The sequence below is a fragment of the Pontixanthobacter sp. CEM42 genome (genome assembly GCF_017812015.1).
In the GTDB taxonomy this organism is placed as follows: Bacteria; Pseudomonadota; Alphaproteobacteria; order Sphingomonadales; family Sphingomonadaceae; genus Pontixanthobacter.
On sequence record NZ_JADQTN010000002.1, the window covers coordinates 942,720 to 961,204 of the forward strand.

Sequence of the window (18,485 nt, forward strand, 5' to 3'; positions counted from 1 at the left end):
GGTTAATTACGGCGGCGCGCGGATCAGCAATACCCTAGCGCCATGAAACTCGAAAACAAAACTATCGTATTGACTGGCGGCAGTTCTGGTGTCGGTCTTGATTTGCTTCGCATGCTTAGCGCGGCCAATTGTATCATCAACCTATCGCGTCGTGCGCCGCCTGAAGGCGTTTTGCCGCAGTCAGCCAATATCGAGCATATTGCGACAGACTTGGCGGAAGAGGCCAGCGTGCGCTCTGCGATTGCTCAGATAACAAAGGAAAATCCAAACGGGATCGACGTATTGATCAATTGCGCCGCCGTGCAGTTCCTGCCGCGCTTTACCGATGCCGATTTTGATCCGGCCAGCATTGCGGCAGAGATCGCTATCAATCTGACCAGTCCGGCCCAGATCATTCACGGCTTGTTGCCTAGCCTTCAGAAGAGCAAGCACAGCGTCATCCTGAACGTGAATTCTGGGCTTGGTCTGGTGCCCAAGGCGGAATCGGCGATTTACTGCGCAACCAAAGCAGGCCTCGACAATTTATCACGTGGTTTGCGTGCGCAATTGGCCGGAACAGGCGTGCAAATCAGCCAAGCCTTCCTGCCGCTGGTCGACACTCCCATGACTACAGGACGTGGGCGTGGCAAACTTTCCTCAACCGAGGTCGCTCGCCAGATCATTTCAGGGATCGAGCGAAGCAAGACCGACATCGACATTGGCAAGGTGCCGCTGTTGCGCCTCGTCAACCGCATTTCCCCAGCAATCGCCAACCGTATCATGCAAAAAGGTGACTCATGAAAACACTGCTAAAGGTCATGCTGACCATCGCCGCTATCTTTGCTTCGACATTCATTCTGGGCCGCGTGCTGGGTATTTTGACAGAGAATAATGTCCGTGAGTGGTTGGAGCTGGCGAGCACTTTGTCTGTGCTTACCGTTGCCGCAGTGGTGATCGGATTGCTTGCCATCGATTTGTTTGTTGCTGTGCCGACGCTGACGATTGTTATTGTGGGCAGTTACTTCCTCGGCTTTGAATGGGGCTTTAGCGCCGCAATGGCAGGTTCCGCACTGGCCGCATTTGGCGGCTATGCGATTTGCAGCCGCTGGGGTGAGAGCGCGCTGAGCAGAGTTATCCGCGACAAAAAGCAACGAAGCGAAATGCGCGATGCATTTACCGCGCATGGGCCGGGTATGATCATGCTCGCAAGGGCTGCTCCGATCCTGCCCGAAGTGACTGCCTGCATGGCTGGAATGACGAAAATGCCGCTGGCGCGCTTTGCAATGTTTTGGCTGATCGGAACGCTGCCTTACATGAGCATCGCTGCCTATGCGGGTTCGGTCAGCACTTTGGATGATCCGCGCCCAGCAATCTTTGCCGCCTTGGGGCTCTATGCGGTCATGTGGGCGGGTTGGTTCTTCTACCGGAAATGGTGGATGAAAGGCGGAGCGCGGCTGCTTGTTTGAAGACAGAGAGATGTCCGCTTCCACCCCCATAAGAATGGGGCGCATTCTGCTAGCAGACTGGCAGCTAGTTAGGTTTTGACGCTAAGAGCGGCCTGACTGCCAACACTCCCAAACACCGACGTTGCCCATTAGGCGACCTGACCTCATTTGCAGACATTCCGCTATCTGCTTTTCGGTTGGAGATGCGCCCAAGAGATCAAGTAAGAAAATTGCGTTTGCTTGGGGAGTGAAGGGCGAAGTGAAATTGATTGCAAAAGATCGCAAGGGGCTGAAAAATCGACAGATTTTTTGACCGATGAAAGCAGAACAGGGACACAGATGCTAAGCGCGTTCTAGGGCTGTCTTAAAACGGTGTCTTAGGACAATCCAAAAGGGCTTGTATCCCTGTCTTTTTGCATCCGGTTTTCCAACCCTGCCAAGAGACTTTAGGCCTTACTAGATCGGGGGTCGGCACCTTCGTTATTAGCTGCTCAAGAGCGGTTGCTTTGTCGACAGAGAGCCCCATCAATTCAACTGCGCCGAGCAGGCCATGCTCTTGTCGGAGGCATCGGAAAGCCTGAAAGCGTTTCCAACAATCAGCCCCTTGGGAGTAGGCGTAGCCGCATCGAATTTTACGAAACGCATCAGGCAAGTCGAAAACGTCTTCGAGATACTTCTGCTGCAGTCCCTTTCGTGTCACTTCGATACGCGTCACCTGATTTGGCCAAGGCGACAGATCGCCGCCTTTGAGCAATACTTCCGCGGTTTTGTCGTAAGCTTTCACAAGCGCGTGCTTGTCTGGTTGTGAAGCGTTTCGCAGATAGATTGTCTCTAGGCTCGACCCAGACGAATACAGGGTCAGCGCCTTTACAGTGTCATGGCGCATCACCAGTTCGTTTGGCCGAATGCCTGTGCAATCAACTGCACAATCAATACGCGTGACTTTTGCCCATTGCGCAAATGTTGAGCGTTTGAAAATGGCTGGGCCAGCCGACCAGCTGCATCCAAACAGCAGAGCAGCGAACTCCTTGTGACCATTAGGGCCGACATTGCTCGGGTTGAATGACAAACAAAGCAACCTGCCGCACTTTTTCCCGTCTCTAAATTCACAACGCAGAACAGCCCCGGGCGTGCCAAAATCGATCTCAAACACCCGATTGTAGGGTTTCGCGAAATGCGGCCTTACCGATGATGGGATGATGGAGGAGTTTGCGGAACCGCTGCAAAAGACTTGACTGATCCGCTCACAACGCATGTCAGAGGGGCACTCTTTGGCCAACTTATCCGTCAAAACCTCATCGACTAGCGGGATAGTCAGATTGATCTTATCAGGCTTTGGATCTGATATCCTAATACGATGACCATTCGGATAATCTCTCACATTGGGGAACTGGTCTTTGAATGTATTGATATCTTCATTTGACGGCTTGTTAGTAGGATAAGGCAAAGTGGTGATGATTGAGTAGCCCATTACATCGCACCTTGCTTAGATGCGCTGTATCGCGGCTGACGAAGTAGATCGAGATTGGCAGAGGTCACTAGCCTTAGCCGGTTTGCTGAAGTTCAAGATATTGTTCGAGATCAGCCATGCGATAGCGCGGCTGCTTTCCAACTCTGCAAAAGCTTGGGCCTTCCCCAAGATAAGCCCAGCGACACAGGGTGCTATAGCTTATACCAAGATAGTCGGCAGCTTGTTGTCGGGTGAACAGTTTCGGCATGTCATTTTCTCCATCTGGAGAAAGCGCCGCAGACACAGGAAAGGCTACAGCGCCTTCCTTGGACTTACCCCATAAGCCTAACCTCTTGATTCAATATAGCAAGCAATAGTTATTGGTGAGTCAAAAAAACAGCGTATGCTATTGAATTTGCAATAATTGCAAAAGCTAGTCTGCGAACTTGATGATCGATTCAGCGGCCTCTTTAAGTGGTGCATCTTGGAGATGGGCATATCTTTTGGTGGTCTGCATTTGCGAGTGCCCGAGCATGGCGCCGATCAATTCAAGCGTCTTCCCATCAGAGACAAGGAAGCTCGCAAAAGTGTGCCGAAGGTCATGCAACCGGCAATTCGTGATCTGCGCTTCACGCTTAAGGCTACCCCATGTTTTCCTGACCTCCTGCAAACGGCCCGTTGCGCTGCAGCTCGGAAAGACAAACTCATTTGATCCAGCGCTTTTGAAACGTTGACGTAGGATTGCGTGCGCAATTGAGTTTAGTTGAACTCTATGAGGCTTCTGGTTCTTCGTGCTCGACGATGGAGCTATCCACAGTCCTGCCTCGAAATTGATGTCCGCCCATCGCATTTTCAGTGTCTGGGTTTTTCTTGCACCAGTGAACATCATGATTGCGATTGCGTCGGCACTCGCTTCCCCCCGTCGACGCTCTAGGGCCTTGGTCAGTTCGCCGAATTCGCGTTCGCTAAGGTACCTTTCGCGACCGTGCTCACTGTTTCTCCGGATGCCCCCTGCAGCAGGGTTGCTGTCAATCCACCCATCATTTTCAGCCTTCGCCAACACGCTGCGCAAATAACTATGACTGCGATTTGCAGTAACCTTGCCTCGGTCCTTGGAAACCTTGTCTAGGAATGCTTGAATCTCAGCCTTCGAGAGCTGTTGGAGCTTGGTGTTTGCCCCAAAGTAGGGAATGATTGTTCGCTCCCATGATGCTTTGAGATCGCGTTTATGGCTTTCTGACAAGCCCGCAAAAAAGTGATCGCGATACCAACCCCAAACATTCGCGAACGTCGGAGCACTTTTGGCTGCGACTTTTTCACCTAACGGGTCACGGCCCTGGTCCACTTCTCTTCGCAGTTCGGAGGCCCGCTTCTTGGCACCCGCCAGCGTCCATGGACCAAACTGCCCAATCGTCAGTCGTTTCTCCCGACCTTCAATTGAATAGCTAAATATAAACACCTTACGCCCGGGGGGACTAACCTTCAATCCGAGACCTCGAACCTCACAGCAACGGTAGGTTTTAGCTGACGAAGATGACGCTAAGGCTTCAGAGCAAAATTTCTGTGTCAGGCGAATGGTTGATAATTTTGGCATTGGTCCGATAGAAGTCCGATTAATGATGCTAATTCATGCGAGTTAATAGTCACTGATGCAAAAGTATGGATAAAATAATCATCTGATATTAAACGGATAATATAGAATTTTCAGAGATATGGCCAACTCTTTTGCACTGACTTTTAATCAGTAGGTCGCTGGTTCGAACCCAGCAGGGCTCACCACCCAGTTCGTCGCGTTTCGATATTCGAGACGCTGGCTAGCTGAAGCGCAAATTCTCCCCGCATTTCCGTGGCTTTGCCGTGCAGCAACTCGGCAACATCCAAAACAGAGACGCGCTGACCTCGCAATTGCGCGGGTATTAGGCGCAGATTCTCTGCGGCCAAAAAAGCGACCTACTACCGATATTATGATTGTGGGGCGTGGGTCCCAATCGCCTGACGTTGGCCAGCCCAGTCGAGCGGCAAATCGCTCATGCGCCATATGGAACGGGCACTGAGCCGAGAGGGTTGCGTGCCACTGAGTATGGCTCGGATGATCATTGGATCAAGATAACTCACCCGCGCAGTTCGCTGGAGATGACGCAGCTTGGTAACCGGCAGAGCGTCCAGTTGATGCTGGTCGAGACCGAGCAGTTGCTCCCGCGCCGCAAACGCGCGCGCGATCAGTTCGACAAGCCGCTCGTCGCGGGAGATTGAACCTGATCCAGTTGGCTCCAATCGCAGCCGAGGCTCATGACCGTAATTTGACTGACTGGTTGGAATGGCGAGGCTGATGCGCTTCTCGGAGACGTTCGCCAACCCTGCCATTGAACCCAGCACCGATAATTCAAAAGACGCGCTGGCAGCTCTGGCCGTGACCGACACTTGCAGTGCAAGTTGCTCCAGCAAGCTTCGAGCCTCTGCAACGGGCGTGGTATTAATGCGCATTGCTAAATCTGAGCAGCACTCGAACAGACGCTCGGTATCATCGGCACTCTGTCCTGCTGCCAACTCTCGTATCCGATCTCCATTGCGCAGCCATTCTGCAATCGTCGTCCTGACCGATAATTCGAGTTCACCAGCGGGCAGCCGTAGTGCGGGACTGGAAGCATCGTCGTTCATGCTTGAAGCGTAATAGGAATAGCGATGCCCATGATTGCGCGTGTGGCAAGGCGACATCGGACGGCCATGGTCATCGCGGATCATACCAGCGAGCAGCGACACGCGCCTTCGCACCGCACTATCTTTGCTGGCAGTTCGGTCCGCCAGCTTGGCTTGGACGGCATCGAAGACCTCGCGGCTGACGATCGCATCATGTTCGCCGGGATAGACGTTGTCCTTATGGACCACCTCACCAACGTAGATGCGGTTCGACAGCATGTAAGCCAGTGCGCCGCGCTTATACGGTACGCCGCCTCGAACCGATCCATCCTTCATCACACGCCGCTTGCTAACGAAGCCATCACAGCGAAGTTCTTCCACGAGCGTGCGTATGGAATCGCTCGCCAGATATCGCTCCATGACTGCACAAACTATCGCTGCTTCATCTGGGACGACCTGAAGCTTGCGATCTTTGGCCTCGTAACCAAGCGGAACCCCGCCGCCCATCCACATGCCCTTGGCTTTGCTCGCGGCGATCTTGTCGCGGATGCGTTCGGCTCCGACCTCACGCTCGAACTGCGCAAAGGAGAGCAGGACATTTAATGTCAGGCGACCCATTGAGGTAGTGGTCGAAAACGCCTGCGTTACGCTCACGAAAGACGCATCAGCTTGATCAAGGACATCAACGATCTTGGCAAAGTCAGAGAGCGCCCGCGTAAGCCGATCGATCTTGTAAACGACCACTACATCGATTTTGCCCGCCTTCACATCGTCGAGCAGCTGGCGCAGGGCAGGGCGCTCCATGCTCCCGCCAGAGAACCCGCCATCATCATAAAGATCTGGCAGCGCCTTCCAGCCCTCATGCTGCTGCGACAGGATATAGGCTTCGCAAGCCTCGCGCTGGGCATCGAGACTGTTGAACGCCTTATCGAGACCCTCCTCGGTGGACTTGCGCGTGTAGACCGCGCAGCGCATCGTCTTCGTATCGCTAGTCATGACGCGTCACTCCCAAGGCTCCGAGGCGGGAGCTGTGTAGGCCGAAGAAGCGCGGGCCTGACCATGCGGAGCCGGTAATATGCTTGGCGATAGCGGTGAGGGAGCGATATCGGCTGCCGCGATATTCAAAAGCCCCTTCGAGCACCACCACTTCGTGGACTTCGCCATGCCATGTGCGCGAGAGCCATGTGCCGGGTTTGACGCTTGTAGCCCTGACACAGCGTGGATGGCGCTTATCTTTCCGCGACTCGACTTCGAGCATGCGCAGCTCCGCTTTGGTGAGCCCGCCCAGCGCCTTCTCCTGATATCGGGCGGCGATAGCGCGGGTCATCAATGCGATACCAAAGGCTGGCGGCGCAGGTGAGCCGAACACTTTGCGCCACTCAGCCTTTTTCTGGGACGGGTTCATCTCAATAAGCCGCCCGATCTTCACGTCCAAATCCATTACGCGTTACTGGATACCGCGACGTGGTAGGTGCGCACGCCGTCCATCTTCTCGCTGCTGATGACATGACCTTTCTTCTTCAGGCCCGTCAGTGCTGCTCGTGTGGTATGCGGTAACCAGCCTGTGGCTTCGACCATCTGGTCAAGCGTTGCGCCTTCAGCGCGGCACAACATGCTGAGGACTAGGTCGATCTTGGCCGGTTTCTTCGGTGTCTCGCTGGGTTTGGCAGCTGCCTTTGCAATTCCTGCAGCAGGCTTCTTCGTGCCTGTTTGCTCGTTGTCGCCGCCGCTATCGGCAGACATGCGTGCCATGCGGCGATTGCGGGCTTTGGCTGAAGTTTTGGTCGCGGTGGTCATGAAGGTTCTCCTTGGTTGGTGAGCCAGCATAATGCTGGGCTCACCAACCAAGGCCTGAGCAGCTTTGAGCTGTCAGGCATTGCGGCCGAACCGGTCGACTCGCATGAGCACCAATGCTTGCTGTGCGCACGAAGTCCAATGGAACATGCGACTGTCACGCAGATGCGTTGGTTGAACTTTCACTCCGCATCGGGCGGTTACGTTTATGTCTGCTTTGCGCCGTTTCAGCCGTGGCGACCCAATTTCTTAGCAACTGAAAGCGGACGTTCTTGGAGGCCATTCCGGCCAAGGAGAAAGTAAATGACATATTCGCAATTTGATCCAGCTTCCCAAAACCGCGTGCCTTGGAACTTTGGAGCGAAGATTGGCCCAAAGCGGCCATTCAAACAGAAACAGATATGGGCAATCCGGTTCTACCTTGATCGCGAGCAGCGCATTCGGGATCGCGCACTTTTCGATATGGCGATTGATAGCAAGCTCAGAGGTTGTGATTTGGTCGAGCTAAAGATCGGTGATCTGGTGTCAGGGTCTGAAATTCGGAAACGCGCCACGATCACCCAACGAAAAACAGGACGACCTGTCCAATTTGAGATCGCCGCAGATGCAAGAGCAAGCCTATTCGCGTGGCTCGAGCTCAGGGGTGGTAGCGTTGAGAACTTTGTCTTTCCCAGTCGAGTTGATCATTCACGCCATCTCAGCACACGCCAATACGCAAGGCTGGTTGATGAATGGGTGGAGGCAATTGGGCTGCGGCCGGAGGAATATGGGACCCACTCACTTCGAAGGACCAAGGCTTCGATAATCTACAAAGCCACGGGTAACATTCGAGCAATTCAAATTCTGCTTGGGCACTCGAAAATTGAGAATACGGTCCGTTACTTGGGTGTCGATATCGAAGACGCACTTACCCTGGCTGAGAAGACTGAGATTTGACTGCTCTTGGGCGCTAGCTCTCAGCGAGCTGGCGTCCGCTTTTGGGGTGGAAAGCGGACATACATTCAAACCACCATACGGATCACTTCAGGCATTGACTTGAAATAGCGAAATGGACTGGCCGGTTTTGAAGTTGTCGGCTTCGAACCGCTCTACCCTAGCTGCCTCAATCCGCAAGAGATGCAGTTAGTATGACAAGACGCTGCAACCTAAGTCGTCACAGCCTGGCTGGAGGATAACATTTGTTTGAACCGGTCGACTGCACGCATTTGGATGATCGCAAGTGCGGGTATGAGCAGAATCAGCAAGATGGTTCCGAACAGGACGCCGAAGCCAAGGCTAGCGGACATAGGGATCAGGAATTGGGCCTGCAGGCTCGTTTCGAAAGTGATTGGTGCGACGCCCAAGAAGGTTGTGATGGCAGTCAGCATGATCGGGCGAAAGCGAGATTTCGCCGCATCAATGACCGCCTCGTTCCGTTCCATTCCAGCAGCGAGATTCTCGTTCACGAAATCAATGAGCACCAGTGCGCCGTTTATGATCACACCGGACAGTGCGACGATCCCGAACATCGACAGAATGCCCAGCGGAATGCCCAATATGAGATGCCCCAGAAGAGCGCCGATAATACCAAAAGGTATCGCCGCCATGATGATCATGGGCTGGATATAGGATCGGAATGGCACCGCAAGTAGGCCGTAAATCACGACCAGCGCGAGCATAAACGCGCTGCCCAAATCGCCGAAGCTCTCTGCTTGCTCCTCTTGCTCTCCACCGAAGCTATATTGTAAGGAGGGATAGTTGGCGACAATCACGGGCATAATCTCGCTATCGAGTAATTGTGCAACTTCCTGACTGGTCACAATCTCGTCATCCAGATCGGCGGTCACCGTTGCAACACGGCGCCCGGCCTCGCGGCGGATGACCGATGGCGCTTCGGAGAACGAGACCCGCGCCAGACTGCTGACGGGTGCTTGCCCGCCTGGAACGCGAACTTGGAAGCGTTCTATATCGGCAATCGAATTGCGTTCTTCCTCCGGTAAACGGACGTAGACGCGGACGTCTTCGCGCCCTCGTTGGACCCGGACTGCCTCCGCACCGAAAAACGCTGCACGCACCTGTCCAGCAACATCTTGTAGGCTTACACCAAGGGTGCGTGCGGATGGCTTGAGGCGCAGCTCAATCTCCTGCATTCCTTCGTCCTGATCGCTTTCGATGTCGAACACTCCGCTCACGCGCCGGAGCGCAGTCATCAGTTGGGCAGATGCCCGGTCCAGTACCTCAGGGTCGGAGTCCGACAATCGGACGTTGACCGGGTCACCCGCAGACAACAGCGAAGACGATATCGCTAAAGATCGCGCTTCGGGCACAGGGCCCAGCTGTTCGCGCCATGCTTCTTCTATTTCCGCCGATGAGACATCGCGGTCTCCGGACGACACTAGGCTAAGTTGGACTTTGGCCAGGTTGGGTGCAAAATTATCGACAATGCCATCGGGGCCGCCGCCGCCGCCGGAAAGGCCAATTGTTGTGTAGATCGCCTCCAAGAAAGCAGCATCCTGCGCGTCACCATCGGTGTAGCGCTCCAATGCGCGGTTACCAGCGGCTTCAATCCGCCGCGTAACTTCTGCTGTCCGTTCCACCGTAGTCCCGGCAGGCATTTCCAGAGAGGCGGAGACTGTATCGGATTCAATATTTGGGAAAAACGAGAATTTGATAATCCCGCCTGGCAGCATGGCCACGACCACGATCAGGATGGCTACACCAGCGGCGAGGATGAGGTAGGGTGCTGCCACAGTGAAGCGCAAAGCGCGGTCGAGCGGGCCCTCAACGAAAGCTTTGAAGCGCCGGTCAACCGCAGCCTGCACGTCCTCGACCTTCGCCAAAACCCGGTTTTTTGAGCGACTGCCGATTTCCGGCAAATGGCTCAAGTGGTGCGGGAGAACCAGTAGCGCCTCGACCAGTGAAAGGCCGAGAACCGCAATCACGACCAGCGGAATATCTGCGAGGACCTTACCGATTGTACCGCCCACCGCGAGCAGCGGCGAAAAAGCGGTGACGGTTGTAGCGACTGCGAAAAAGACGGGCACTTTAACCCGCTGTCCACCTGCGATGGCTGCACCAATGCCCGATCGACCACGTTCGCGTTCAGCGTAAATATTCTCGCCCACAACGACGGCGTCATCGACGACCAAGCCCAGTGCGAGAATGAACCCGAAAAGGGAGAACATATTGATGCTGGAGCCCGCCCAGTCGAGAATGAAGATCGCGCCGACAAAGGTCGCGCCAATGCCGATGGCTGTCCAGAATGCCAGCCGCAGATCGAGAAAAAGAGTTAGCGCGATTAGAACCAGGATCAGACCCATAACGGCGTTTTTCAGTAGCAGACTCAGACGGTCGTCAAGCAGTTCGGAATCGTCATCCCAGATCGCATATTCCACACCAACCGGCGTGCGGTAGTCGGTCTTCAGCAACTTGCGCACGGCAGCAGAAACATCCAACACCCGTTCGTCACTAGTGCGGTAGACATCCACAAACGCCACCGGCTTGCCATTAAAGCGGGTGATCAAATCCGTGTCTGCAAAACCGTCTTCAACCGTTGCGATATCGCCCAGTCTTAGAATGTTTCCATCCGCGCTCGTCAGGATTACGATGTCTTCAAAATCGGTCTGGTTGTAGTTCTGACCAACCGTTCGCACCCGCACTTCCGCAGTATCAGTATCAATCGCACCAGCAGGTGTATCGAGACTGTTTGCAGCGACGATCTGCGAAATATCGGTTAACGATAGGCCAAGTGCGCGGAGCTTATCCTGTGGCACATCAGCGAAAATCTGATAGTCGCGCACTGCACTGGTTTGGACATAACTAACGTCAGGAAGGGCAGCGATTGCGTCTTCCAAGACATAGGCTGTTTCCTTCAACGTCGATTCCGAAACATCCCCGTACAGCGCCAGCCGCATCACGATTTGCCGCGTGGTCAATTCGCGTACGTCAGGCTCTTCCGCCTCGCCGGGGAAAGTCTGGATCTGGTCGATTTCCGATTTCACATCGTCCAGTGCGCGGTCCATATCGGTGCCAAGTTCCAGCTCGACTTTAACGGTGCCGATGCCTTCGGATGCCGTTCCGGTTATTTCCCTGGTGCCCTCAATCGCCTCGACGGCTTCCTCGATTTTCTGGACAACCGATTCCTCGATTTCTTCAGGCGTGGCGCCGGGATAGGCGACCGAAACCGAGATGGTGTCGAGACTGCTCTCAGCAAACACTTCCTGCGTGATCGTGTTGAACGACATATAGCCCGCGACGAGCATCACGATCATCAACAGGTTCGCGGCGACGCCGTTCTTTGCCATAAAAGCGATCACGCCCGGGCGGTCGCGCGCTTTGTCCTCGGCAGCATTACCGAACCGGTCTAGTGCAGCGCCATCACCCGCTTGACCCTGATCGGTACCAGGATCACTCATCGGCTGAGCTCGACGTATCTTGCGCAGGCTCTGGTGTGACGGAATTTACTCGCACATCCATACCGTCCACTGCAGCGCGCAAGCTGCTGGTTACCAAGCGACCGCCTTCGGAAAGGCTGGCTGTAGTGATATAGGCGAGCGCGTCTGTCCGCTGGATTACACGCACGGGCAATATGCGTAGCTTGCCGTCACGCACGACCCATACTTTGTTGCCCGTTCGGAGATATTCAGCCGGAATCGCGGCATAGGAACTTAGATTGGCACCGGTAATTTCAGCGCGAACGAAGCTGCCGAGCAAGAGTGGCGGCGCAGTTCCCGCTGCCTCTCCATCAGTCACCAGCTTGCCCCCGCGCAGCGGATTGGGCACGCGCAGAAAAATATCGATCGTCCGCGTTTGCGCGTCCAGAATATTGTTCGCCCGATCAACAAATGCGTCCCAGCGATAGGTCAATCCGCCAAAATCGGAAAATACGCTGGCCGGGATACGCGCATTATTGTCTTTCAAAACATCTGGAATAAGCGCCGCCTCGGCCTCGGTCAGTGATATCCGCACTTCATAGGATGATGTCGAGACAATCGAGCCGAGTACTTGGCCTGGCTGAACGAGCGTGCCTGTTGCCGCAGTCTCGCTGCGAACAATGCCGGTGAACGGTGCGGATACGCGTGTTCTTGCCAAGGACGTCCGCGCATTGGCAAGATTGGCAGCAGCCCGTTCGCGTGCCGCTTTGGCAGAGCGCAGTTGTGGCTCTCGGGTAGCCAGATTGCTCGGCGAAGATTTCTTCCGCTCCGCTGATATTGGCGCTGCAGCAGTTCCGTTTGCTTCCTGCGGCGGAAGGATACGCGATGCATAATCATCGGCATCAATCACCGTCGCCAAAGCACTGCCGCTATTCTGCCGCTGCGCGAACCGCTCCAGTTCGGCTTGCGCAATCGTTACCTCTTGTTGCGCCTGAAGCACGGCGACATCCTGCGCGGCAACATCAGCGCGCGCAGTGCGAACTTGGTTCTGGTAATCTGTCGTGTTGATACGGAACAAGATTGCGCCGGCCCCCACCACGCCACCTTCGCGGAAATTGCTGTTCACGAAGGTCAGTTGGCCGCCGACTTCCGCACCGATAGAAACTTCCTCGCGTGGCTGCACAGTTCCTGAACCCAGCACCTGAATGGGGCCAGATGCGGCTCCGAAGGCTATCGTCTCAACCAAGGGGACCTGCTCAACCTGCTCCTCTTCCTCTGGTTCGGGCCGCAGAATGATCATCAAGGCTGCAATCGCGAATGCGCTGACCAACAAGCCAATCGCCCAAAGAGCTTGCCGTTTCATTGCGCATTTCCTTCAATGTCTTTGGGTGCCGCAGTGGGAACCATAGTCAGGGGAGCAAGAGTTTCTTGTGAGGTCCAATCGCCACCGAGAGCGCGGTGAATGCCAAGACGCGACAAAGCGACATCACGCGCCGCGCTGGAAAGACTGGATTCGACTTGATAGACCGCCCGCAATGCGTCGAGATAGGCAGTGTAACTGCCTACGCCCGCTTCGAACCGGCTGGACTGCAACTCAAGAGAAGAGCGCGCTTCAGCGAGCTGGCCAGTGATCAGATCATAACGCTGCCGCTTTTCTTCATAATCATCGATCGCGACTTCAACCTCGCGATAGGCCGTGAGCACAGCCTTGGCATAGGCGGCCGCTTGCTGATCATATGCAGCGCGTGCCGCACGGATATTGGCAGAAATTCTTCCTGCGTCGAAGATCGGTGCAGCCAGAGTGGAACCGAGCGATAGCAGCCAATTGTCAGCAAAATCGAACACGCTGCCCGGATTGTCGCTTTGACTGCCGAGCGATGCATTCAACTGCAACGTCGGAAAACGCTCCGCCTTGCGCGCGCCAATTCGCTGCCGCGCCGCCTCAAGCCGGGTCCATGCTGCCGCGACATCGGGCCTTTGCGCCAGAATATCCGACGGCAGCCCGGCGGGCACAGGTTCAAACACAAGCCGGGGCGTGAGCGCGGTGTCCAAACGCTCACGCAACGCAGTTGGATAAGCTCTCACAAGCGTCGCCAACCGGCCATTTCCCGCCGTCAATGCAGCTTCCAAACGCGGGAGACTAGCCTGCGTATTTCGAAGATCCTGCCGCACCTGATACAGTTCCAAACTCTCGGCCAGCCCCCGAGCATAGCGATCATTGGTCCGCTCTGCGCGGTCAGCAAGCAGCTCTGCGGTCTGGACGGTCAGTTCGATCTGGCGGCGCGTATCGACGATTTCGAAATAGGTGCTGATAGTCTCTGCTGCAGAGGCAAGCTGGACCGACCGGAAATCAAACTCGGCCGCAATTGCATCATTGCGCGCCGCCGCCAAATCACCGCGCACGCGTCCGAACAGGTCCAGCTCATAGGCAGCGCCAATGCTCAGCGAATATGTCTCGTTGGTAAGTCGGTCGATGGTGCCACCGCCAAAGCCGCCAAACGCACTTCCCGCCAGCGGGCTGTCCGAATAGCTCGTACCGGCGCTGGCCGAAACTGCCGGGAACAAGGCCGAGCGCGCGATGCGTGCCTGCGCGCTGGCTTGTTCTACCCGCGCCGCCGCCCCGGCGATATCGAGATTGTTGCTAAGCGCGTCATTCACGAGGCTGTTCAGAACAGGATCGGAAAACCCTTTCCACCAATCTGTGGGACGATATGCGCCGTCAATTTCCGCAGCCGAATATGCCGCTGGCATTTCACTGACGATAGAGGGCGCTTCTGCGGCGGGCGCCATAGAAATGCAGGCATTCAGCGGGAGTGTGGCCGCCGCCAAGGCAAAAGTGCGAAAGCGTGCCATCATCACTCCTTCAGCGCTGCGCGTATGATCGTGTCGAGACGAGTAAGCAGCCGTTGTTTCAATTTCTGGTCGATTTCATCCACTTCCATCAGCAAATGCAGTGCGGTGCGTGAATGCCGCAACGTCACAGCCATCCCGAACAGAAAAAGTGCGGTTGCGCGAACATCAACTTGATCCATCTCCGGCCTTAGCAGGGCAATCTGGCCGGATAGGCGGCTCATGGTCTGTTCCATATGATTGCGCATCAATTCCCGTACCAGCGGGGAGGGCAATTGCTGCTCGCGGGCGATAAATAGCGAAAACGCCGCAGATTCATCTCGCAGCATGAAACCGGCAACCCGGCCCAACATGGTGCAGACGACATCCAGCCGCTTTTCGTCAGAGGCATCTGCTGAGGGCAGATCAATCGGTGGGTCGGAAAGCAAATTGCGCAAATGCGAGAAGATGTGTTCAGCGGCGGCCTGATAAAGCCCATCTTTCCCGCCAAAGTGATAAGTAATCGAGCTCATCGCCGTATCCGCAGCGGCCGCGATATCACGCGTGCTCGCTCCATCGAGGCCGTGCTTGCCGAATTTCTCGATAGCGGTTTCTATGAGTCGTTGCTTCACACCATCTTCCTATTGTTCGTTCGAACGAATTGCAATGGGATGTTCCGATGAATGTTACCGATACAAGCTGCCGACGACACAAAAGTCTTTGTGCAATAAAAGTCGGCTTGGAGCGGGATGTCTAGAAGTGGGTCGTTAGCTGTCAGTTTGCTTTTGGCCGTCTAGTTTCACAGAGCGGCCAGTCGGCTAACGACCCAATTGCCGACTTATCTGCTGGCCGATGTTCTGAAGTCTGTTAGCCGCTCGACTGCTCCCCAATCCGATATGATTGGCAGCTCTATGTATGAACCGTTCTTGGCACCATGGAAAACCGTGTTTTTCGCCACCATTCTCTCAACGCTGGAATACAAGGGAGCGCCGGTGTTCAGGTTCCTAGCCCATTGCGGGAAGTTGCTTGATGAAATGTCGATGCCGATGCGGTGACCTGAGCCAAAGCGCCACGCGATCGGACCAAGGTCAATCTCGACCTGATAGGTCTCGCCCGATTTCATGAAGACTTCTTTCTGGAGGCCTTCCCTAAAACGGGCTCTAAGGATGCCTTCAGTCACCAGAGTGGCGGTTCCATCTGGTGCGATATCAAGGACCTTTACGGTGAAGTCCGTATCAGGCGCATTGGAGCTTACTGACAGGTTCCCGAACACGTGGCCTGCGATTACGACCTCTTCGGTCAACTTGCCACTGTCATAGGACAGGACATCGTCACGCTTGTCGCCGCGGACCTTTTGCTGATCCAGCGGTCCGTGTGAAATCATCAGGTTCCGGCCACCAACGGTCGGGACAGGATTGTCGGGATCATAATCATAGGTGCGCGTGGCCGACTCAGTTGGCCCAGACTCGGACATCGCCAGCCCGCCATTCGCAGACAGATACCATTTGCTCGTCTCCGACGCGCTCAGCGGCCACGTGTCTGCGCCATACCATTCATTCTTGGCATTCGCGATCGGGAAGATCACGCGCGGCATATCGTCCAACGCGCTCTCATCACCTTTCAAGAGATAGTCGAACCACGGGATCATTGGCTTGATGGGCCAAACCGATGGATCCTCCGGCGTGAAATGCGTGCCGTTCAGGATCAAGAGACGTTGATTGAGCTCCTCCTTCTCACCCCGCGCAAAGGCGGTGATCTGGGATGGTGCAAATACATCAAACCATGCGGCGACATAATAGGTCGGTACATCGGTCAATGACGCATCATAGTGTTTTGCTGCGGCGCTATTGGGTTTTGCATCCAGCATGGCGTTCCATGACGGAGTGGCCTCTGCGAAATGAGGATAATCCTTAATTGGCAAATGCTTCCAGACATCAAGGTTCTGTGGGTTCTCAAGATCACTGAGAATGTCCCAGACTTTAAGACCCATGCCAATGCGGGCAGTCCTGCGATCAATGGGGCCATACCCCACTTCGGTGAAATGGTTTTTGTCGGCGGTCAGAATTTGCTCGCCAGCCCAAGGGAGGAACGTTTCCAGTTTGAGCACACCGCCCGGACCATACATGGCATCTGTGATAAGGTTCGGGGTGCCAATCTGGACGTAGGAAGCATCGATCAGATTTGGTGCTTCGTCATTGGCCAACATCGCCATGATCGCTTCGATGGAATCGCCGGTGGTTCCGATCTTGCCGTTACTCCACGGCTGCTTCTTGACCCAGTTGATCAACTCGACCGCGTCTTCGCGATCTTTCAAACCAAGCGCCGCACCTTGTGAACCGATCCGCCCCCGAGTGTGCTGTATAACCAGTGCGTATCCAGCTTCGGTCACTTCCGGCCAGCCGATCTTACCAAGTTCGGAATTGGGAACATCGGTAAAGTCTTCGGTCGGCATGCCGGAAAGCGGGGTGTGCGGCAGTTCGTATGGCGAACGGACAATCAGGGTTGGAAAGGGGCCGTCGCCCTCTGGCAACCGTACGAAGGTGACAAGCTCTTTGCCGTCTTTCATCGTGATGGTTGGACCGGTGTATTTGGCCGAAAAGGCCCACGGAATTGCAGCGAACCCCAAGACAATGGCCAGGGTAAGCAGTGAGCCCACGGCTATGGCGATTTTTTTCAACATGACTTGGTCATCTCCGCTCTATTTCTGTGGCGCCTACGCGCGGCGTCCATCAGTTTGCGCTCTCATTTTTCGGCGCTTTATCTCTCGGGGAATGCTCGGCGGGCATTGGGCCGATGCGAGCGTTCACCCGTCCGGGCTGGCAGTCATTTGATTGCCGAAAGCTTCTAAAGACGAGCGAGCAAAGGATGCACAGCGCTAATTCACGAATGGTCAGTTATTTGCATGAATGGGCTTTCGCGCGACTGCATTGCCCAGTGGTCGGTTGAATTTGAATTTGTGGAGAGCCTATGCCGCCGCCGAGGCTTGATCATCGGAGCGCCGTAGCTGGGCTAGAACTTCCTCTTTACGCGACCTGCTGATCGGCACTTCAAGGCCTGAACCGAGGACTGCGATCGTGTTCCGCCCGTTGCAAATGATGTCTTTGATGCTGGATCTGGCCACCCAATAGGACCGGTGCACCAGCACTCCGTCACGATCGCTCAACTCATCAACTGCGGCGCCAAACCTGTAGTGGATCAATTCACTCCCGAGGTTCGTGTGGACGAGGACGTAGTGCTGTTGTGCCTCAAGCGCGATCAATTTGGCGTGACGGTGCTGTTTGAGCTTTTCCCAGAATTCCGGCGTCTTCATGGATGCGACGGGTTCGGGTTTCTCAGCACTCTCTTCTTCTGCAATGTTGCCTTCTTCGTCGCCACAGAATCCAACAGGAAAAATCCAGTTCAGAATAGTGGTGGCGACAATGCATGGCACGGCCAGAAACAAGACTTCCTCTGCCAGCTCACGCAGGACAACCGTGAGCATGCCTTCCCAAGGGGCGTCGAGGAGAAACGCCATATCGTTGACCCCGAAAACATAATCCACATAGGTCAGCGGGATCATCAGGAAAACGGCGGTGAACAGTCCGACCTTAAGCGTGACGAGGCAATATTTGACGATGTCGTGCGTGGTCCAGTCAACGCGTGTCCGGAACCACGCGGCAGCCCCGAATATAAAGCTGATCTCGACAACCCAGAAGCCGACGGAAGCGGGCATTGATAGCGATCTGATCACCGGGCCAGCGTTATAGAATGCGAACAATCCATGCGCGACCAACAGCGCGATCAGAACGACGGCGCGACGTGCTATTGAATTGGCGCCCAATGCCGTCACCTTGATTCCTGCGGCCAGCCTGCGAATACCCTATAGATAACGATCATGGCGCTTTCTTAGCGCATTGCCGCTATTATTGGGACCAGTCTGACCCTTCGTTTACAATATAACAAAAAAATTTACGAAGCAGAGATGCTGGAGTAACCGGGTGGCGTCAGGATTACAATTCG

At 55.1% G+C, this 18,485-nt stretch carries 15 protein-coding genes; 3 read left to right on the top strand and 12 right to left on the bottom strand.

Annotated features, from left to right (window positions below; translation table 11 throughout):
* The first annotated feature begins 42 nt into the window (after positions 1 to 42).
* Both J9777_RS14455 and J9777_RS14460 read left to right on the top strand, forming a co-directional pair.
* Positions 43 to 780 (top strand): SDR family NAD(P)-dependent oxidoreductase, encoded by a 738-nt coding sequence (locus J9777_RS14455; RefSeq protein ID WP_209349483.1) that lies wholly within the window; start codon positions 43 to 45, stop codon positions 778 to 780.
* The gene (locus J9777_RS14460) at positions 777 to 1,445 is read left to right on the top strand and encodes a VTT domain-containing protein (RefSeq protein WP_209349484.1); all 669 of its coding nucleotides are present in this window, start codon (positions 777 to 779) and stop codon (positions 1,443 to 1,445) included. Before J9777_RS14455 ends, J9777_RS14460 begins: the two co-directional genes overlap by 4 nt.
* Positions 1,446 to 1,788: 343 nt before the next feature.
* On the opposite strand, the gene J9777_RS14465 is transcribed toward J9777_RS14460, so the two are convergent.
* From J9777_RS14465 to J9777_RS14490, 6 genes are all read right to left on the bottom strand, one after another.
* Complete coding sequence (locus J9777_RS14465; RefSeq protein WP_209349485.1) at positions 1,789 to 2,895, bottom strand: hypothetical protein; 1,107 nt, start codon at positions 2,893 to 2,895, stop codon at positions 1,789 to 1,791.
* Positions 2,896 to 2,968: 73 nt separating this feature from the next.
* On the bottom strand, positions 2,969 to 3,142 hold the full coding sequence (locus J9777_RS14470; RefSeq protein WP_209349486.1) for a helix-turn-helix domain-containing protein: 174 nt from the start codon (positions 3,140 to 3,142) through the stop codon (positions 2,969 to 2,971).
* 165 nt (positions 3,143 to 3,307) lie between these two features.
* Positions 3,308 to 4,468, bottom strand: coding sequence for a site-specific integrase (locus J9777_RS14475; protein WP_209349487.1), 1,161 nt, complete (start codon positions 4,466 to 4,468; stop codon positions 3,308 to 3,310).
* A 368-nt stretch (positions 4,469 to 4,836) separates the two neighbouring features.
* On the bottom strand, positions 4,837 to 6,507 hold the full coding sequence (locus J9777_RS14480; RefSeq protein WP_209349488.1) for a recombinase family protein: 1,671 nt from the start codon (positions 6,505 to 6,507) through the stop codon (positions 4,837 to 4,839).
* Entirely contained in the window at positions 6,500 to 6,952 is a 453-nt protein-coding gene (locus tag J9777_RS14485; RefSeq protein ID WP_209349489.1) for a DUF2924 domain-containing protein, read from the bottom strand. The genes J9777_RS14480 and J9777_RS14485 overlap by 8 nt, the downstream gene beginning before the upstream one ends.
* On the bottom strand, positions 6,952 to 7,308 hold the full coding sequence (locus tag J9777_RS14490) for a DUF3489 domain-containing protein (RefSeq protein WP_245228770.1): 357 nt from the start codon (positions 7,306 to 7,308) through the stop codon (positions 6,952 to 6,954). Before J9777_RS14490 ends, J9777_RS14485 begins: the two co-directional genes overlap by 1 nt.
* Positions 7,309 to 7,608: 300 nt before the next feature.
* Between J9777_RS14490 and J9777_RS14495 the strand changes: the two genes are divergently transcribed.
* On the top strand, positions 7,609 to 8,241 hold the full coding sequence (locus J9777_RS14495) for a tyrosine-type recombinase/integrase (protein ID WP_209349491.1): 633 nt from the start codon (positions 7,609 to 7,611) through the stop codon (positions 8,239 to 8,241).
* A gap of 209 nt (positions 8,242 to 8,450) precedes the next feature.
* On the opposite strand, the gene J9777_RS14500 is transcribed toward J9777_RS14495, so the two are convergent.
* The 6 genes from J9777_RS14500 to J9777_RS14525 form a co-directional block, all read right to left on the bottom strand.
* Positions 8,451 to 11,699, bottom strand: a complete 3,249-nt coding sequence (locus tag J9777_RS14500) for an efflux RND transporter permease subunit (RefSeq protein WP_209349492.1) — start codon at positions 11,697 to 11,699, stop codon at positions 8,451 to 8,453.
* Positions 11,692 to 13,020 (bottom strand): HlyD family efflux transporter periplasmic adaptor subunit, encoded by a 1,329-nt coding sequence (locus J9777_RS14505; RefSeq protein ID WP_209349493.1) that lies wholly within the window; start codon positions 13,018 to 13,020, stop codon positions 11,692 to 11,694. The genes J9777_RS14500 and J9777_RS14505 overlap by 8 nt, the downstream gene beginning before the upstream one ends.
* A complete protein-coding gene (locus J9777_RS14510; protein ID WP_209349494.1) occupies positions 13,017 to 14,510 on the bottom strand; it encodes a TolC family protein in 1,494 nt (497 codons plus the stop codon). The genes J9777_RS14505 and J9777_RS14510 overlap by 4 nt, the downstream gene beginning before the upstream one ends.
* A gap of 2 nt (positions 14,511 to 14,512) precedes the next feature.
* Positions 14,513 to 15,118 (bottom strand): CerR family C-terminal domain-containing protein, encoded by a 606-nt coding sequence (locus J9777_RS14835; protein ID WP_209349495.1) that lies wholly within the window; start codon positions 15,116 to 15,118, stop codon positions 14,513 to 14,515.
* A 206-nt stretch (positions 15,119 to 15,324) separates the two neighbouring features.
* Positions 15,325 to 17,166 carry a CocE/NonD family hydrolase gene (locus J9777_RS14520; protein WP_209349496.1) on the bottom strand — a complete coding sequence of 614 codons (1,842 nt, stop codon included), beginning with the start codon at positions 17,164 to 17,166 and terminating at the stop codon, positions 15,325 to 15,327.
* Between the two features lie 285 nt (positions 17,167 to 17,451).
* On the bottom strand, positions 17,452 to 18,315 hold the full coding sequence (locus J9777_RS14525; RefSeq protein WP_209349497.1) for a LytTR family DNA-binding domain-containing protein: 864 nt from the start codon (positions 18,313 to 18,315) through the stop codon (positions 17,452 to 17,454).
* Positions 18,316 to 18,485 lie beyond the last annotated feature (170 nt).

What these genes read in the sequence shown, in the direction of transcription:
- J9777_RS14500 (WP_209349492.1), bottom strand. Translation starts at nt 11,699, where the DNA reads ATGAGTGATCCTGGTACCGATCAGGGTCAAGCGGGTGATGGCGCTGCA.
- J9777_RS14485 (WP_209349489.1), bottom strand. Translation starts at nt 6,952, where the DNA reads ATGGATTTGGACGTGAAGATCGGGCGGCTTATTGAGATGAACCCGTCC.
- J9777_RS14460 (WP_209349484.1), top strand. Translation starts at nt 777, where the DNA reads ATGAAAACACTGCTAAAGGTCATGCTGACCATCGCCGCTATCTTTGCT.
- J9777_RS14470 (WP_209349486.1), bottom strand. Translation starts at nt 3,142, where the DNA reads ATGCCGAAACTGTTCACCCGACAACAAGCTGCCGACTATCTTGGTATA.
- J9777_RS14465 (WP_209349485.1), bottom strand. Translation starts at nt 2,895, where the DNA reads ATGGGCTACTCAATCATCACCACTTTGCCTTATCCTACTAACAAGCCG.
- J9777_RS14495 (WP_209349491.1), top strand. Translation starts at nt 7,609, where the DNA reads ATGACATATTCGCAATTTGATCCAGCTTCCCAAAACCGCGTGCCTTGG.
- J9777_RS14520 (WP_209349496.1), bottom strand. Translation starts at nt 17,166, where the DNA reads ATGTTGAAAAAAATCGCCATAGCCGTGGGCTCACTGCTTACCCTGGCC.
- J9777_RS14510 (WP_209349494.1), bottom strand. Translation starts at nt 14,510, where the DNA reads ATGGCACGCTTTCGCACTTTTGCCTTGGCGGCGGCCACACTCCCGCTG.
- J9777_RS14490 (WP_245228770.1), bottom strand. Translation starts at nt 7,308, where the DNA reads ATGACCACCGCGACCAAAACTTCAGCCAAAGCCCGCAATCGCCGCATG.
- J9777_RS14505 (WP_209349493.1), bottom strand. Translation starts at nt 13,020, where the DNA reads ATGAAACGGCAAGCTCTTTGGGCGATTGGCTTGTTGGTCAGCGCATTC.
- J9777_RS14455 (WP_209349483.1), top strand. Translation starts at nt 43, where the DNA reads ATGAAACTCGAAAACAAAACTATCGTATTGACTGGCGGCAGTTCTGGT.
- J9777_RS14480 (WP_209349488.1), bottom strand. Translation starts at nt 6,507, where the DNA reads ATGACTAGCGATACGAAGACGATGCGCTGCGCGGTCTACACGCGCAAG.
- J9777_RS14475 (WP_209349487.1), bottom strand. Translation starts at nt 4,468, where the DNA reads ATGCCAAAATTATCAACCATTCGCCTGACACAGAAATTTTGCTCTGAA.